Below are 17757 nucleotides of genomic sequence, written 5' to 3' on the forward strand. Positions count from 1 at the left end.
ACCATAAAGACTATTATTTGAGCGATAAAGACTATGATAAGTAACGAAGATATAAAAAGGATTTTTATTCATGCAGCTTTTGCTATAATGCCAAACTACATTTCTCAACGATTGATACGGATATGAGTAGCACTGATACCTTAACGGCGTCTCAACCCTCGACAAATACACAGGGCCTGGATGCAACCACACACGCGAATATTCACGACAAACTTGCTCGCGCGCTTGGCATTAAGACTGCTCAAGTCAATGCGTTTGTCAAACTCTACGATGAAGGGGCGACTGTCCCTTTTATTGCGCGTTATCGCAAAGAGAAGACTCAAAATCTTGACGATGCGCAGCTGCGTGCTTTAGAGAAGTCGCTCAATTATGAGCGCGATATGGCAACACGTCGCCTCAAAATTATTGAGCTGCTTAGCACACAAGGCAATTTGACCGACGAGTTACAGACCCGTATTGATAATGCGACGTCTAAGCTTGAGCTTGAAGACATCTACTTGCCGTACCGTCCGCGTCGCCGTTCACCGGCTGCCAAAGCACGCGCCGCTGGTCTCGATGTTGCAGCGCAAGCGGTCTTGACGCAAGAAATTACCCCAACAGATGCACTGGCTGACTATCAAGCACCGTCTAGTATCTCTGATGATAGCGGTAATGAGATTGAAGTTGATTTCAGTGATATTGAAAAACAACTGGCTGGCGTACAAGCCATCATCGTCGATGAATGGACACAAGCATTAGATTTGCTTGATGGTCTGCGGAATGGCTTTGCTAAAACGGCTAGTATCGTATCGAGCGTTGCCAGTGACGAGAAGCGAGAAGTTGGCGAGAAATTCAAAGACTACTTTGAGCATAGCGAAAGCCTTGCGCGTCTGCCCAATCATCGCCTATTAGCGATGCTACGTGGTCGCCAAGAAAACGTCTTAGGTCTCAAAATTGAAGGCGAAGATGCACCATTTATCGAAAAAATCATTAGCCATTTCGATATCGATTCTAAAGCTCCAGCTGAGCGCCGTGAGTTTTTAGCAGAAGCTGCTAGCAGCTTATGGAAAGACAAATGGCGCCCGCATATCGAACATCGCTTATTGACTGAAAAGCGCCTGACTGCTGAGGCCGATGCGATTGATGTATTTGCTAATAATTTACAGCATCTACTGATGTCAGCACCTGCTGGTCGTAAAGTGATTTTAGGTGTCGATCCTGGTATTCGTCATGGCGTCAAAATGGCGATTGTTGATGCCCAAGGCCATGTCATGCTAGATAGCGAAGATAAGCCTGTAGTAGCGACCGTCTATCCATTTGCGCCTGATAACAAGATGATTGAGGCCAAAAAAGTCATTGATGAGCTGTTAAGTACTTATAACGTTGATCTAGTGGCTATCGGTAATGGTACTGCTAGCCGCGAAACAGATGCGATGGTTAAAGAGATATTGGCTGCTAATGATGCTTTAAAAGCTAAAGCCGTTATCGTTAACGAGTCTGGCGCATCAGTCTATTCTGCGAGTGAGCTTGCTAGTGATGAGCTTGCCAATCTAGATGTATCGGTACGTGGCGCGGTATCTATCGCTCGTCGCTTACAAGATCCACTCTCAGAATTGGTGAAGGTTGATCCAAAGGCGATTGGTGTTGGTCAATATCAGCATGATGTGAACCAAAGCCAGTTAGCAGATAGCCTTGATAAAGTCACGCAAGACAGCGTGAACGCGGTTGGTGTTGATGTAAATACAGCAAGCCCTGCCATCTTGGCTCATATCGCTGGTTTGAATCGCAATGTCGCCCAGCAAATCGTCACTTATCGTAAAGAGCATGGCGCATTTGATAGTCGTGAGGCGCTCAAAAACGTACCGCGCTTAGGTGCTAAGACCTTTGAGCAAGCAGCAGGCTTCTTACGTATCCATGACGGCAGCAATCCACTTGACGCCACTGGCGTGCATCCAGAAAGCTATGCGCTAGTCGATAGCTTACTTGCGCAGACGGGTAAAGCATTGCCAGAAGTGCTCGGTAACGATGGTGTATTAAATACTATCGATACTACTGCGCTTGCAGCAAATGATGACAATATCAGTGTCAAAGCTATCATCGAAGAGCTGGCCAAGCCGGCACGTGACCCACGTCCTGAGTTCAAAACCGCTAATTTCCGTGAAGACGTCAATAGCATTAAAGACTTAGAAGAAGGTATGCAGCTTGAAGGCGTCGTTACCAATGTCACAGCCTTTGGTTGTTTCGTTGACGTTGGTGTACATCAAGACGGTTTGGTACATATCTCACAGATGGCAAATGACTTCGTCGCTGATCCAATGAATCGCGTCAAGCCAGGTGATATTATATCGGTACGTGTCATCTCTATCGATGAAAAACGTGGCCGCATTGGTTTTAGTATGAAGCCTGAGTCTGAAAAACCTGCGCGTCCAGCCGCGAAGCCTACTGCAGCAAGCACTGGTAATGATGACAAAGCCAGTCGTCCACGTAGCAACCGCCCAGCCGCTGATAAGCGTCCAGCAAAGCCGCGTAGCAACCGTCAGGACAAAGACAGCGCCAATAACCGTAGCAAAGCGCCTAGAGCTGAGAAAGCTGAGACACCTAGCAAGATGGGTACCCTCGGTGCGCTGCTGCAAGAAGCTGGCGTGACCAAAACTAAGAAGTAATTTATTTTGAGATAGATAGTAAAGAGAGAAAAGGCAGCCTAATGGCTGCCTTTTTTATTACACATAATATAGTTTGCTGAAAACAGCTAATTACTATCTATTAATAGTAATTAGTAGATATAAGCGCTTAGCGAGACACAGCAACACGGCGATTTTCGCTAAATTCAACTTCAGCTGGCTGAGTAGCTAGGAATTCACCACGGCTATCTTTTTTCTTTTCTTGCAACGTAACTGGAGCGTTTGTGCTGCTCGGGTCACCGTTAAGCACTTCGCCTGCAATCAATGGCTGATATTCAGTATTGCTATGCTGCTGATTTAAAGTTTGTGGTGCAGCTTGTTCAGATCCACGGCTGTTCATTGCTTCAGGGTTGTTCATTGCTTTAGAATTACCCATCATTTCAGGATCATTCATTTCTTCGGAATTGCTCATCATTTCAGGATGATTCATTTCTTCGGAATTGCTCATCATTTCAGGATGATTCATTTCTTCAGGATTGCCCATCATTTCAGAATGATTCATTTCTTCAGGATTGCCCATCATTTCAGGATCGTTCATTTCTTCAGGATTGCTCATCATTTCAGGATCGTTCATCTCTTCAGAGTTTGTTTCGACGACAGTTGCATCGCTCTCGACTTCACCTGGTTGAGTGGCAAGTAGCTCGCCATTTGGACCATCGATTTCAGCTTGTAAAGTACTAGCAGCAGGAGCGTTACGCATATCCGCTGGTGTAATACTGCTGTTATCAATAGGAGCGGCCATTGCTAGGCTTGGCATAACTAAAGCTGTGCCTATAATTAGTGATAAAGTACGATTTTGCATCAGTTGATTCCTTGAGTCACAAGTTTTATTGATCAGTCTAAAGCGTTCTTAAACTTGATCGTTACTTAGCGTTGTTCCGTAGGGTATCTATTTAACGTTTTAAATATATATGTTTACTATATTTAAAATGTCAATTGTAGACAAAATAAAATCATGACAACTATTTTAAAGGCTGTCATGATTGCTATAGGTAAAGAGCATTATAAAGTCGCTATATAAAGCTGATATCTTATCTATAATCTCTACACGCAAAGTACCAGCTCTATGGCTGGTATTTCAGTAGTAAACTCATTAAAGGTCTAACAGATTGATGTATTCGTGTGACGTTATGCAAGTGCTGTGTCTGTAAAATCGTATAAAATTTGACCAACTTTTTTGATGGCTTAAAACATCAATAATCTAAGATATAGTAAGGCACAATAGTCACATTTTTGCATTTAGCTATTTATTCTACAGTCACATATTTACCAGTGTTTGGGTCCACAAGGCGTTGCTGCGTATCGTTATTAGGGACACGAGTAACTGGAAATGTTTGATTGATTTCTATGTTATCAATAATTTCAGCATCTGCTTCTTGACCCACAATGACGGCTCGCTCCCTACCATCTTCGATGGCTATAGCAGTCCCTGTTGCCGTATTGACACGTTTAATCTGATCTTCTGGCGCATAAATGACTTGTTTTACGCTATAAATAGTTGGGCGAATAACACGCTTGGTCTCAATAACAACCGGCTCTACGGTACGTTCTTCTGCAATAGCAACTTGCGCTTCCGGAGCTGTAACTTCACTTACCACAGGCGTTGGGAACTTATCACTGAAATGATTGTCACACTGCTGCATACTTAGGCGCACAGGGTTGCCTTCTTTGTCCATATAGACATTGACTGGCATGTCAGGAGCGATAGGCACATATTTACCGACCAATGCGCCTGATACCCCATAACGACCATCTGATTGACCGACACCTAAATCACAAGCCCCCGCTGCATAGTTTGCTGTATTTAGGTTATTGCTGCTAACCACAGCCTGAGGAATCATGACTTCAGACAGACGCATTTTTTTGACTGATGCTTCACCAGCGCGGCGTTTTGGTTTTTGATAAGTGTAAGGAGTGTAGAACTTAGCAGAGCCGTCTTTTACCGCTGTGATGCATTCATCATAGCTGTCATAGCCAACGTTACCATGCTTATCCGTTACTACAGCTGCGTTAGCAGAACTGGCAAACATAGCAAAACCTGAGATTAGTATAGCCGTAGTCAATACATTCAATTTCATAATAGCTTCCTTTTAATTAGGGATGTTTTATCGTTATTCTCTAAGAGTAGTTCTTTAGAAATTCAGATGTCTGCCTGAATCTAAGTGTCTGTTATTTAAGTGATAATTAATTAAAGCATCATTCTTATTATAAAAATAAACGAATACAGATTTCTAAAATTAAAGATAAAGATTCATCATGCTTATTTTTACTATATAAATTAGTCTTACGACTTGCAGGTAAGTTATTTTTATAGACACAATCTTCACAGGCCAATAACTTTATTAAGGGTAAGGGATATAATTGACTGTCACTGTGTCATTAAATTAACGAAGTGTATCTTTGTGTGCTAGATAACTATAAATTGGCAATAATATTTACCCAATCGCGACGTTATTATTATTTATTAACATTGGATGTTTTATGGCATATGCTAAATAGTATTAATAAAGTCAGGCTTATTACTTGGGAAGCTATGCAGGTTTAGAAACTATTTAAAAAAGGTTATTTGAAAAATTTAGATAATAAAAAGCCGCATCTTGTAATTAAGATGCGGCTATCGTTTTTTAATTATAGTTAGTACGAAATAAAATCGATACGTTAATAGCCACGTGCTACGGGTATAAATTTTCCTTGCTTGCTGCTAACACAGAGGCTGCGAAAAATTCATCCCAGTAGCACTGTCTCGGTTTTAAAGTGATTTGAATATAGTATATTTTTATACTTATTTAACTGTTTGCTTTAACTGTTGCTATCCACAACCTCAAAGCTGAGATCGGCGTGAGTTTCTAAACGAGTTAATAGTTTATCACCCATCGCAGAGGCTGGCGTCCAAAACCCGCCTTCGACATCATTTTTATCGATATCTTGAGCAAGGCATAAAGCGGACTGTGCTAGCATCCGTGAAGTACTGCCATAGCCAGGGTCTTTATCACCAGTAACTTTGGTGTTGATAGTATCGTTTTTTGCAGTCTTGCCAAAGAAACGAATATCAAAATAGCCGTTTTCTTGCTCTTCTTTAGATGGGCCAGAGCCTGATTTGGGTAGCACATGCTTTGAGAGTAGCTCACGGCTCGGTTTAATCATCATCGCTGTAGCAAAACCTAACAGGCCGATACTCATGCCATAGCTCATTAGCTTTCCTTTGACGCCATCTTTCATCCACATTGCTTCATCATATTTAAAATCGCGACCATATTCATAATCAAGAAGTTGGTTACTACGATGGACAATGCGAGTATTAATACTTGCCATCACAAATGGTGCTAACCAACGAGCGTGTTCGTCATCGTATTCAGGCTTGCTCACATTATCTTGGCGCACGTTAGGCGCATCTTCATCGTCATTAAGCAAGTATGGATTAGCAACTTGCTTACGGCGTGATTTATTCTGTCCAACTTCCTCAAATATAGTCGCCATTGAAGCGATAGTACCGCCTGACAAACCACCTTTTGCAGCTTTCACCCTCATATTGATGACAGTACAAGACTCATCAAACTTCTCTTCGGCTTGTCGCTGAGTAAAATATACACCTAAATCTGAAGGGATAGAGTCAAAGCCACATGAGTTGACAATACGTGCACCGCTTTTTTTAGCATCGTCTTGATATTTGTCCATCATGTCTTTGATAAAGATAGCTTCACCAGTAAGATCCACATAGTCAGTACCGTTTTTGGTACAAGATTTAATCAGTGGCTCACCATACTTAAGATAAGGGCCAACGGTCGAGATAATGACTTGCGTCTGTTTGGTCATCTCATCAAGACTGGCGTCGTCATTACTATTAGCGACAATGATATCGACCTTTGCTTCCGCTTTGCCACCTTTCTGCGCAGCACTTAACTCAGTCTGCAATTTTTCTAACTTCTCTTGATCACGTCCAGCAATTGCCCATGTCACAGGTTCTGAGTCTGGACCATTTTGATTGTCTTTATCTGCTAAAAACTGCGCTAGATAATGAGCAGTAATCTGACCGACAAAGCTGGTTGCGCCGTATAAAACGACAGCATATGAACGTTTTTGAATATCCGTATTATTCATATTTTTTCCTTTATATGTGTTTACATAAATGAGGGTAGGGTAATGCCTAAGATTTCTATGTTAGCAATGACCCTTAGAGTAATAGCATTTGGATTATGCGCTTCTAAGACAGCTGTAGATAACACTATCTCAGCACCATATCATCTGAATACTAGCTTAATAAACATCTGATAACCTGAACTTGCTAAAAACGGGGCAATACTACTACACAGGTTACACAACCTACCGTGATTATTACCAAACTGAACGTTTATCTGCTTAAAATGTTGCTAATCTACTATCACAACTTGGAAGTAACTTGTTGGAAGTGAATCATTAGAAATGAAGTAGAATTAATAATATTAACAACAATAAGCATTGATAGTAATTGGATTTAGCGAACCTTGCAGTACCAATTATTAAAAGATTGACTATCAACAGTGTTACGCTTTATCCGTATATTGAATGCTTTTTATTTTAGGAGAATAATTATGTTTCGTTGGGCTATTATATTTGCAGTTATCGCACTGTTAGCAAGTTTGTTAGGATTTGGCGGTGTTGCTGGATTATCTGCTAACCTAGCATATATCTTCTTAGCAGTAGCTGTTATCTTATTCATCGTGGCGTTTGTTAGCCGTAAGATGTAATTGTTAGAATGCATTTTGAATTTACGCTAAATGTATCCTAAGCAGCACAAAAAACGTCCTCATTTGAGGACGTTTTTTTGCTTTAAAAATTAGCGAGTTTATGCTAAGGAGAGCTGTTAAGGCTTATCGATTTACAAGCGTTTGGGCTGAATAATATATTCCATGCGTTTCGCTAAACGAATATCATGGCTGGTAATACCACCAGTATCACTAGTCGTCAAACGTACTTCGACGATGTTATAGATGTTTTTCCATTCAGGATGATGTTCAAGTGCCTCAGCATAAAAAGCCGCTTGGTTCATAAAGCTCATCGCTTCAATAAAATCACTAAAGTGGTAAGTTTTAACGATGCTATTGCCATCACGTTGCCAGCCTACAAGGTCTTCTAGCTGCATATCAACTTGTTTGTCAGATAAACTACTCATATCGATATCCTTTATTATTATGTGGTGGTTAAGAGGTTAGAGTGTTTTTGTTATTAGCTGGATCATTATCAACATCAATAATAAAATATTCAATGTACTTGATAATCTATCTTTATGGTTACTGTTACGAGATTGCTCCCAGCTATCTTACATTCCGCTATCCTATATTTACTATAGGATAAAAAACCTACCTATCTCTTACATCCTGCCATATATCAATTGATAAATATATAGTTAGGTATGTCAAGTTGATAGGTAGGTGAGTCGTCTGCTTAACTGTTCTCTATGTTCCTAGACTAAGTCTTTATATTCGGGGTGCTTACTGATATATGACGATACAAACGAACATTGGGGTACGACTTTTTTATAATTCTCACGTGCATAATCTAAGGCATGTTTGACTAGCTTTGAGCCAATCCCGCGACCACCAAGTTCTTGTGGCACAATCGTATGGTCATAAACCAAAGTATCGCCACGCTCTTGGTAGCTAATATAGCCAGTTTGGCCTTCGATAGTAGTCTCAAAACGATTTGCTTGTTCATTATGGGTAATATTTAGATCTTGATCAGATGCTGTACTCATCAAATTCTCCATTTTTATTATTAAAATAAATCTATGTAGATATCATTTATAACTGATACAACTAAATCTATAGCTGATTATTATCATCGATTAAAAAGCTGTTGACCAGTAGCTTACGGTAAAAGTGGATAGAGCAAATGTTACTATCTTTCTTTTAAACTGTCTCTTGAGCTGTCTTTTAAAGCATTAACCATAAGTAAAGAATCAAGCGTAAGCTTGAAACTATTTGGCATAAAATAAAGCTTGGCGTACTACTTGTGGAATGTATTTTTTGATTCCACGCACTGGTATGCTATGTCTCTGTTCCTTCTTAAAATTAACATTATCAGCCGTTGATTTTTCTTGTGTATAAGCGTGCAGTTCATCGGAATTAGGCTTACTAAAATGATAGATACGCCCAAGAACTTGTCGAAACTGGCTACCAAAACGACCAGTATTATAAGCTAGGCCATACTTGCTACATATGGCTTGCACTTGGGGCGAGATGCTAGCGTAGCGATGTGCTGGCATATCAGGAAAGATATGATGCTCAATCTGATGTGATAAGTTGCCAGTTAAAATATGAAATAACTTGCTACCTTGAATATTGCTGGAGCCAAGGATTTGACGTACATACCAGTCACCTTTGCTCTCATTATCATCGAGATGGGTATAAATATGTACTTGCTCGGTAAGATGTCCACAAAATATCACGGCCCACGTCCATAGGTTACGCGCGATATTGGCAGTGATATTACCACTCAACGTCGATAAAGCACTATCACGACCTAAGGCGAGTCCTGCAACTGCAGGGAGGGCGACATAGTCTTTACCGACTTGGCGTACGATTTTGGCAAATACAGCACGTGACTTTTGTTGCAGTATCGCGTGTTTCTCCGTTGAGTCAGCATATTCATCTACGCTTATCTGGATATCATGAAACGCGATTGCCCACTCAAATCCTATTGCCAATATCATGGTCTTAAGGGGATTGTAGCGATCACTTGGTGTCCATGACTGCTCGTCAGTGACGCGGATTAAATGATAGCCGACGTCGTGATCACGATCGACGATATTGGTAAAGGTATGGTGTAGATAATTATGTGAGTGTTGCCATAACGGTGCAGGACACATAATATCCCAATCGAACGTTTGGCTGTTTAAGTGCGGATGTTGCATCCAGTCATATTGGCCATGCATGACATTATGCCCAAGCTCCATATTGTTTAATATTTTGCTAAAGCTTAATAGGCCAGTACCCAGTAGCCAGACACTACCTTTACTACGTTTTGATGACATGCGTCCAGCAGTAGCCAGTAGACCACGAGCCACAATCTCGCTATACACTACCGTGGCATAAATACGCTGGATATAACGTGCATCCTTACCGTTCAATGAGTCCATTACACTTTGATAGACTGCATTTAACTCATCAGCAAGGGCTTCGGTCTGTACCTTTGGTAATGGCGCAGCGCTTAACGTTGGGTAGCGTATAGGTAGAGCTGATATATCCTTATTATCTTTTGTACTCTCACTATTAATGTTACAGTCAGTTGAATAGGAGTTTTTTTCTGGCAGTAATCTACGACCATGGACGTCCAGTTGATCGTCGGTTAAAGCATTTAAGATAGGTAAAGCAGATCGTGAAGGGAATAGAGGTGGTAATAAGCGCATGCGTTATCCTTTACCGAAGCTGCAGTTGGTTTGAAGCAAAATGCTTTTAACGAAATAAGGTGCTCTTAAGATAATGTACTAGAATTCACAGGGTCGGTTTGATGAGTTATATAGCTTCTAGCATACAAGACAGGCTATCTACCGTCTATTTGCTTATAGTAGCATGTGCTGTCTTTTAGTTAGTTACTCTAATTTTACAGTAACACTGTTAAATAACGGCTAATGAGTGATTTGAATTAATATTATGAGCGTACATTACCCTAATCGCTATTTTATTTTTCATATACGCGTGTTTTATTCAGCTTTGTCTCTACTAGATATCGAGTACTACGTCTGTCATCGCTACATTGATACAGGTTTGGATAGACTCAAAACTGTCGCCACTTATCTTTCCTGTTTGAACGTTTTTAACGACACCGCTGACTTTATTACAGCGGCACATCTGACAGATACCTTGACGGCAGCCGTAATTCATTCGAAGACCAGCTTGTTCAGCATCAACTAATAAGGTGCCACTACTATCAAACTGTCGTTGGCGTGCGCGCAGATAAACAGTATGTTTTTCTAAGTTAGCTGTTTTTTTAGTTGCATCACTTAAGTTCAGATCAGGTACAGCATAGCCAAAATTTTCTATAATAATGTTGTCACGTAATGAGTGATTATTTGGTAGGTTTATTTCACTAGCTGCGTGATATAGTCCTTTTAACAAGGCTTGCGAACCACAGGCAAATATCTGTGTATCTGCTAACGGTAGATTCAATGCTAATAAACTTGCTGCGCTTAAATGCCGCGTGCTGGTCAAATAAGTGCTGGCGTCTTCAGTATTGATAAGATAGTAGGTAAAGCTTGGATACGTAGTGGCGAGTTGCTGCCAATATTCTTGTAGAGGACTGCTTGACAGCGATGTACGATTATAATGTAGTAACGTCACTTTATGACCGTGTTGCAGCGCCTGCTTCACTAGCCCGAGCATTGGGGTGATACCACTGCCGCCAGCGATACAAAGTATGGGCGCTAGCTCTTTAATGACAGAGTTTTTAATCTCTGTATTTTTAATAACTGAATTTATCTGTTGGTTTACTGATATCTGCTCTAGAGTAAAATCTCCACTCGGTATACTGCTATCAAAGATAGTACTAAGAGCTGCCTGATTAATTAAATAATTAGACACTAAACCTTGTGGCTTAATAGCGATAGTAAGTGTTTGGCGTTGTAGTTTTTTGTCGCGGCTATTTCCATTAGTCCACCATAGCGTCTGATGCGGTAGACCTACCAGCGAATAACTACGCTGATGAAGAATACCATCAATAGCAATACTTAGATTAATATGCGCGCCGCCTTGCCATCCATCTGATTGCTGTTTAAAGGCGTTATTAATTTCGAATTGCAAGGCAACCAAGTCATCACTAAGCGTATGCTTGGCAACTAGGCGTAGCTTAGGTGTTGTCAACGACCAAAACGGATGCAGTCGCGTACTGATAAAATCAATAAACGCACTTTGAATAAACTCAGGGCGGTAGCCAGTCGGCATAGGTACAGTACCTTTTCTCATGTTTGTCGTATTTTTTATGTTTTTATATCTTCATAAAAGGATTTAAAATCCTTCTATGGACAACTTTATAGTGTTATTTATAAATGTTAATTGAACATTAAAGCATGGTTAAGAAAACCAATTTCAGTAAATTATTCTAATATATTAACCCTTACTGATTGATTTTGTGAAGTTTCTGGTTATTATCATTTTATATTTTTTATGAGATACATCAGCACAAAGCTGATTAAATAGGTCAAATGCTGACTTTAACAGAAGCTTTTAGGTAAAAGGTGTCAAGCTTTGTTGCAGAAGACACAAAACCAGCCGGAAAACCCTCTGTTAGCTTGCAGGGTATGCGCCACAATGCGATAATAGCAGACAATTTGTAACCCTGATTTTGAGGCGCCGTCCACTGAGCACGATTGCTGAGTGCGATTTGCAGACCTCGTCTATGCAGTCTATCGGAGTGTTAATGGCTCAATATATTTACACGATGAACAACGTGTCAAAACTTGTTCCACCTAAGCGTGAAATCCTAAAGAACATCAACCTATCGTTTTTCCCTGGCGCTAAAATCGGTGTACTCGGTATCAACGGTTCGGGTAAATCAACCTTGCTACGCATTATGGCGGGCGTGGATACTGAATTCAGTGGTGAAGCACGCGCGCAAACGGGCACCAAAATTGGCTATTTGCCGCAGGAACCACAGCTTGATGACAGTAAAGACGTCCGTGGTAACGTTGAAGACGGTATGCGCGAAGCGTTAGATGCGCTGTCACGTCTAGACGCTATTTATGCTGAATACGCTGAACCTGATGCAGATTTTGATAAGCTTGCCGAAGAACAGGGCAAGATGGAAGACATCATTCAAGCATGGGATGCGCATAACTTAAATACTCAGCTAGAAAAAGCCGCCGATGCGCTACGTCTGCCGCCATGGGATGCTGACGTCAGTAAACTATCTGGTGGTGAAAAACGCCGTGTCGCCCTATGCCGTCTGCTATTGTCACGTCCTGATATGCTATTACTTGACGAACCAACCAACCATTTGGACGCTGAATCTGTCGCATGGCTAGAGCAGTTCTTGCAGAACTACAGCGGTACTATCGTGGCTATTACCCATGATCGTTATTTCTTGGATAACGTCGCTCAGTGGATTTTGGAGCTGGATCGTGGCCATGGCTATCCGTACGAAGGCAACTATACTGAGTGGCTAGAGCAAAAGAACACACGTCTAGAGCAACAGAATAAGCAAGAAGAATCCTTTGCTAAAGCGCTGAAAAAAGAGCTTGAGTGGATTCGTAAAAATCAAAAAGGTCAACAGGCTAAGTCTAAATCTCGTGTACAGCGTTTTGAAGAATTGAACTCGCAAGAGTTCCAAAAGCGTAATGAGACCTCTGAGATTTATATTCCACCTGGTCCACGTCTAGGTAATAAAGTCATCGAAGTAAATGACATCTCCAAGTCATTCGGTGATCGTTTGCTTTATGAAAACCTAAGCTTCAACGTGCCAGCGGGCGCTATCGTTGGTATTATCGGTCCAAATGGTGCGGGTAAAACCACGCTATTTAACATGATTACTGAACGTGATACCCCAGATACTGGTTCCGTCGATTTGGGTGAGAGTGTCAAAGTTGCCTATGTTGGTCAGGTACGTGACAACTTAGACGATAGCAAAACGGTTTGGGAAGAGATATCTGACGGCCTCGATATAATCACCGTTGGTGACTATACTACGCCAAGTCGCGCTTATATCGGTCGCTTTAACTTTAAAGGTTCAGACCAGCAAAAGCACGTTGGTCAATTGTCTGGTGGTGAGCGTAACCGCTTGCAACTTGCTAAGACCCTAAAGCAGGGTGCGAACGTATTGCTTCTTGATGAACCATCAAACGATTTGGATATCGAAACCTTACGTGCGCTAGAAGATGCGATTCAAGTATTCCCAGGTACGGTAATGGTCGTCTCGCATGATCGCTGGTTCCTTGACCGTATTGCGACTCATATCTTGGCATTCGAAGATGAAGGTCCTGTTTGGTTCGATGGTAACTACTCTGAGTTTGAAACGTATCGCAAAAAGACCATGGGCGATGATGCCAGTCCTAAGCGTATGAAGTACAAGAAAATTTCTACCTAGAATAGCTGCTTGTTAGATTGAGCTAATATGTAATAAAAAAGACCTCTAATAATTAGAGGTCTTTTTTTGCGCTAAACTATAAAGAAGTTAGTATTACTTAACGCTTACGGCCAAATTTACGCTGCTTTTTATTACTAATCTCAGTAATAGCATGAGCAATTTCATCATCATCAAGACTGGCCACTTGTTGCAAAATTTGCATCATATCAGGACTCAGCACATATTTGGCATGGTGAGCGATATCATCAATACGCTGATCAAAGTTTAATGCACCCGTTTCGTCATCTATCTGTAGATAATCAAGTCGAGTAAGTGCGGTGACAAAACTTAAAAATAGCGAGCGATCGAAGAAGTCCGGAATATCATCAGCATATAACACTGATAAGCGCTGACCTAACAGATGGCACAAGTCGACCACCTCTTCTGTTGTCAAGTTACCTGAGCCTTGTTGAGATAATAAAGCTAAGGTCATAAAGTAACGCTCAAGGCTTTGTTCAACAGGAGCTGCGAGCACTTCAAGCTGTTGATAGCAGCTGCTATTAGCATCTGGCACACTAAGCATACCATCACCTAAATCGATAATTAGACCATGGGCGATGAGGTTGTCGATTTTTTGATTAAGTGTATCCATTAGACCGTGCGCTGGATAGTATAAAAACAGCTCACTTTGTAAGAAGGGATACATCTGGATAACGATGTCATCAAGGCGATTGCGATTAACGCGGCCATTACGTGCAACTAGTGCTGCTAAGAATGACAGTAAAATAAACACGTGCAAAATGTTATTACGGAAGTAGCTTAATAGCGCTGCTTGCTTACCAGCGACTTGAATAATATCACCTAAGATATGCGGTATACGTTCGATAAGCTTGAGTTTGATACCATAATCGATAATTTTCTGCGGGCTCATATCTGTAACGACCGTATCATCAGAATAAGGCATTTTACGTGCAATACCTTGATACAAAGCGATCTGCTCGCGGCAGATATCTTCATCAAGCGCAGCCTTTGGTGCTGATAAGAGTACCAATGATAATAGCGATACCGGATTGACGACAGCAGCCTTGTTGATATGCTGCATGATTTTCACGCCGATATTGTCAACCATGGCGCTGGCTTTTTCATCGAGTGGCGTATCGGTACGATCAACAGGTAGGCTATCAGCAGAGACATCGAATTTTTGTAGGAAGTCGCTTAAGTGCAGTGGCGTGCCAAAGCTTAGATGGACGTTACCAAAGATACGCTCAATTTTGCGCCCGACTTTTAGCAATCCAATTAAAGATTCTGACTCTTTTGGCTTACCTTTAAGCTCGCCAATATAAGTACCACCTTCCATAATGCGCTCATAACCAATATAGGTTGGAATAAAGACTACAGGCTTATTGGTTTTGCGGAGCTGACTATGTATGGTCATCGCCAGCATACCCATCTTCGGCGGTAGCAAGCGTCCTGAGCGTGAGCGGCCGCCTTCGATAAAGTATTCAATGGGCGTATTGCGGGTAATAAGGGTGTGCATATACTCACGTAATACCGCGGTATAAAGGGCATTACCGCGAAAGCTACGACGAATGAAGAACGCTACCGCACCGCGTAATAATGGCCCTAGTACTGGTACATCTAAATTGTCACCGGCAGCCACATAAGGAATACTCAGACCGCGCTTATAAATGACGTAAGACAATAATAAATAATCAACATGGCTACGATGGCATGGCACGTAGATAATCTCATGATCGGTCGCAAGCTTACGTACGCGCTCAAAATGATGTACTTCGACGCCATCATATAATTGCGTCCATAACCATGTCAAAAATCTGTCAAAGACCCGAATAATAGGGTGAGAGTAGTCATTAACCATTTCATTGGCGTATTTTCTAGCAAGCCCGCGAGCTTCGCGCACACTAATGCCTTTTTCGTCAGCTTCAATCTGTGCGGCATGCTGGATAGCAGGTGAATAGATGAGCTTATCTACCAAATTGCGCCGATCTGATAGATCCGGACCAAGCATAGTGGCGCGCTGCTTATCCAGATAAGTATTAAGTTGTTGCTGTAAGATGCGTACCAATTCACGGTTAGCGTCTGCTGCTGGAACTAATGCATGGCGCGTGTCTTGGCTATCTGCAATATCAGCTACTTCCAACTCATCTGCTTGTCCATCGTGCAAGCTATCATGAATAATAGTACGTAAGTCTTGCGGTGCATGGAACTGCACAAAGGTATCACGTCCCATGACGCCGATATTGAATAATTGCTTGGTGATACTCGGATCTTGCCAGTTATCTGTCATTAACAATTTAAATAACGAATCTTCTTTTTCAGGCGCGCGACCCCAAAGAATAGATACTGGTACCAGTCGTATTTGCAAATCTGGATGTTGCAAGCTAGCAGCAACCAAACGCGATAAGCGCGGCGATAGCTGATGGTCTTTAGATTTGGGGTGATGCAAAAATATAATAGCTGCATTTTCATTAACATCATGTGTGCTATCTTTGACACCCATCAATGCAGGCGGTAGCTTGTATTCCTGAGTTTGCAGGTCAATCAAAATACTGTTTGAGCGCGAATAATCTTGCAGTACATAGAAAGTCAGCGTTTGATCATTGGTATCAAATTCCGGCAACTCGCCCAATAGTTTTGCCTTAACTGCGACATCAAGCGCTTGTCCTGACACTTTTCGGTAAAGCTGATTGATAGGCGCATTGGTATAAGACGTCGCAACCGATGACTTCGTAGCATCAGGTGCTGCTGGCGCTTTAGACGTTCGGTTTTTTAGGAGCTTGTTTTTTAGGAAACTGGGTATCATAATCAAAAGTCAGACTTTGTAAAATGTAATGCGCTTATGATGCCATAAAAGCAGTCAAAGCGATATATGGTGTCAGTATCTCTGCCTAATATATTATAAAATTTAACTTGTCCAATGTTTTAATCATCCAATGAGTAATGGGGCAAGGAGCAGGGTTTCGGCGCAGAGTAAGTGAATCGGGTTTAACGAGAATACCTATTTTTTAATGTGAGTTTAACGTGAGTACCTTATGACTCCTGCTATTAAAATTGCCAAACAGCGTCGCCTTGATTATCAGCTGCACGAATATACTCATGACAGTAGTGCAGCGTCTTTTGGCTTAGAAGCTGCTGAAAAGCTCGGTGTGAAAGCTGAGCAAGTGTTCAAAACGTTGGTGGTAGAAACGGATGCTGGCACGTTAGCTGTTGCTCTTGTACCAGTTGATAATACATTGAACTTTAAAAAAATGGTCAAAGCGCTATCTGTTGATAAAGTGCTGCCCTGTAAAAAAGTACAAATGGCAGACCCCAAAAAAGTCGCACGTAGTACGGGCTATGTGTTGGGCGGTGTCAGTCCGCTGGGGCAAAAAAAGCGTTTAATAACAATAATAGATATATCGGCTAAAGACCAATCAACCATTTATGTCAGTGCTGGGCGTCGTGGGCTTGAGATTGAGTTGCCACCATCGCAACTAGCCGAAACGCTTACCGCTCGTTTTGAAGATATAACTGATGGCTGATAATTAGTTAAGTATTAAGTCATTGCCGCGACAAATAATTAAACATGCTAAGACTTTATTCATAGACAAAGCTTTTTAGTCATTAAATTTCACTCATTATAAGGATAGGTTCATGCCACATTTAACCATTCAAGCAACGGCTAATGTCAGTATCCCTCACGAAGAGTCGTTACTCAAATCTCTAAATAAAGTGCTATGGGATAGTGGTCACTTCGGTAAACCGACTGATATTAAAGCGCGGATAACCCCTATCGAAACGTTTTTGGTAGGAGTTGAAGATGATGAGCAGGCACATGGTTTTATTTACGCGCACTTAAAATTGATGCCAGGACGTGACAGTAGTGTCCGTGAGCAGTTGGCACAACTACTAACGACCACGATAGAGGAGGTATTAAGCAAGGAGCAATCGGGACGCGCGGCGCTACAAATATGCGTCGAGGTAGAAGAGATTAGTCCTATTTATCAAAAGAAAATTCTCGGTAGCTAATATTTTCTACAACTTCTTATTATGACTATAATCAGCG

The 17757-nt window shown here is 41.5% G+C and carries 13 protein-coding genes; 5 read left to right on the forward strand and 8 right to left on the reverse strand.

Translation table 11 applies throughout. The features are described from left to right. Positions 1-122: 122 nt before the first annotated feature. Positions 123-2642 carry a Tex family protein gene (locus ACTQ9S_RS11745; RefSeq protein ID WP_440455031.1) on the forward strand — a complete coding sequence of 840 codons (2520 nt, stop codon included), beginning with the start codon at positions 123-125 and terminating at the stop codon, positions 2640-2642. A gap of 127 nt (positions 2643-2769) precedes the next feature. On the opposite strand, the gene ACTQ9S_RS11750 is transcribed toward ACTQ9S_RS11745, so the two are convergent. The 3 genes from ACTQ9S_RS11750 to ACTQ9S_RS11760 all read right to left on the reverse strand — a co-directional run bounded on the left by ACTQ9S_RS11750 (position 2770) and on the right by ACTQ9S_RS11760 (position 6758). Continuing rightward, on the reverse strand, positions 2770-3462 hold the full coding sequence (locus ACTQ9S_RS11750) for a hypothetical protein (RefSeq protein WP_440455032.1): 693 nt from the start codon (positions 3460-3462) through the stop codon (positions 2770-2772). Between the two features lie 445 nt (positions 3463-3907). Continuing rightward, on the reverse strand, positions 3908-4738 hold the full coding sequence (locus ACTQ9S_RS11755) for a hypothetical protein (protein ID WP_440455033.1): 831 nt from the start codon (positions 4736-4738) through the stop codon (positions 3908-3910). Between the two features lie 721 nt (positions 4739-5459). Beyond that, positions 5460-6758, reverse strand: coding sequence for a saccharopine dehydrogenase family protein (locus ACTQ9S_RS11760; protein ID WP_440455034.1), 1299 nt, complete (start codon positions 6756-6758; stop codon positions 5460-5462). A 470-nt stretch (positions 6759-7228) separates the two neighbouring features. Here ACTQ9S_RS11760 and ACTQ9S_RS11765 point away from each other — a divergent pair, with 470 nt between their 5' ends. Beyond that, positions 7229-7384: a DUF1328 domain-containing protein gene (locus ACTQ9S_RS11765; RefSeq protein ID WP_021814049.1), complete on the forward strand. Its 156-nt coding sequence runs from the start codon at positions 7229-7231 to the stop codon at positions 7382-7384. A 131-nt stretch (positions 7385-7515) separates the two neighbouring features. On the opposite strand, the gene ACTQ9S_RS11770 is transcribed toward ACTQ9S_RS11765, so the two are convergent. The 4 genes from ACTQ9S_RS11770 to ACTQ9S_RS11785 all read right to left on the reverse strand — a co-directional run bounded on the left by ACTQ9S_RS11770 (position 7516) and on the right by ACTQ9S_RS11785 (position 11596). Beyond that, positions 7516-7809 carry a 4a-hydroxytetrahydrobiopterin dehydratase gene (locus ACTQ9S_RS11770; RefSeq protein ID WP_350655669.1) on the reverse strand — a complete coding sequence of 98 codons (294 nt, stop codon included), beginning with the start codon at positions 7807-7809 and terminating at the stop codon, positions 7516-7518. 291 nt (positions 7810-8100) lie between these two features. Further along, positions 8101-8391, reverse strand: coding sequence for a GNAT family N-acetyltransferase (locus ACTQ9S_RS11775; protein ID WP_351118928.1), 291 nt, complete (start codon positions 8389-8391; stop codon positions 8101-8103). Positions 8392-8613: 222 nt separating this feature from the next. Continuing rightward, on the reverse strand, positions 8614-10044 hold the full coding sequence (locus tag ACTQ9S_RS11780) for a fatty acid desaturase family protein (RefSeq protein WP_440455035.1): 1431 nt from the start codon (positions 10042-10044) through the stop codon (positions 8614-8616). A 313-nt stretch (positions 10045-10357) separates the two neighbouring features. Continuing rightward, entirely contained in the window at positions 10358-11596 is a 1239-nt protein-coding gene (locus ACTQ9S_RS11785) for a flavin reductase family protein (protein WP_440455036.1), read from the reverse strand. Between the two features lie 454 nt (positions 11597-12050). Here ACTQ9S_RS11785 and ettA point away from each other — a divergent pair, with 454 nt between their 5' ends. Further along, positions 12051-13712 (forward strand): energy-dependent translational throttle protein EttA, encoded by a 1662-nt coding sequence (gene ettA / locus ACTQ9S_RS11790; protein WP_351118925.1) that lies wholly within the window; start codon positions 12051-12053, stop codon positions 13710-13712. 97 nt (positions 13713-13809) lie between these two features. Here the strand turns inward: ettA and plsB are convergent, their stop codons facing one another. Then, positions 13810-16515 carry a glycerol-3-phosphate 1-O-acyltransferase PlsB gene (gene plsB / locus ACTQ9S_RS11795; protein WP_440455037.1) on the reverse strand — a complete coding sequence of 902 codons (2706 nt, stop codon included), beginning with the start codon at positions 16513-16515 and terminating at the stop codon, positions 13810-13812. 229 nt (positions 16516-16744) lie between these two features. Between plsB and ybaK the strand changes: the two genes are divergently transcribed. Then, the gene (gene ybaK / locus ACTQ9S_RS11800; RefSeq protein ID WP_440455038.1) at positions 16745-17233 is read left to right on the forward strand and encodes a Cys-tRNA(Pro) deacylase; all 489 of its coding nucleotides are present in this window, start codon (positions 16745-16747) and stop codon (positions 17231-17233) included. Positions 17234-17345: 112 nt separating this feature from the next. Continuing rightward, entirely contained in the window at positions 17346-17720 is a 375-nt protein-coding gene (locus ACTQ9S_RS11805; RefSeq protein WP_440455039.1) for a 5-carboxymethyl-2-hydroxymuconate Delta-isomerase, read from the forward strand. Positions 17721-17757: the final 37 nt, after the last annotated feature.

It is taken from the genome of Psychrobacter sp. ASPA161_9, assembly GCF_051970275.1.
GTDB lineage: Bacteria > Pseudomonadota > Gammaproteobacteria > Pseudomonadales > Moraxellaceae > Psychrobacter.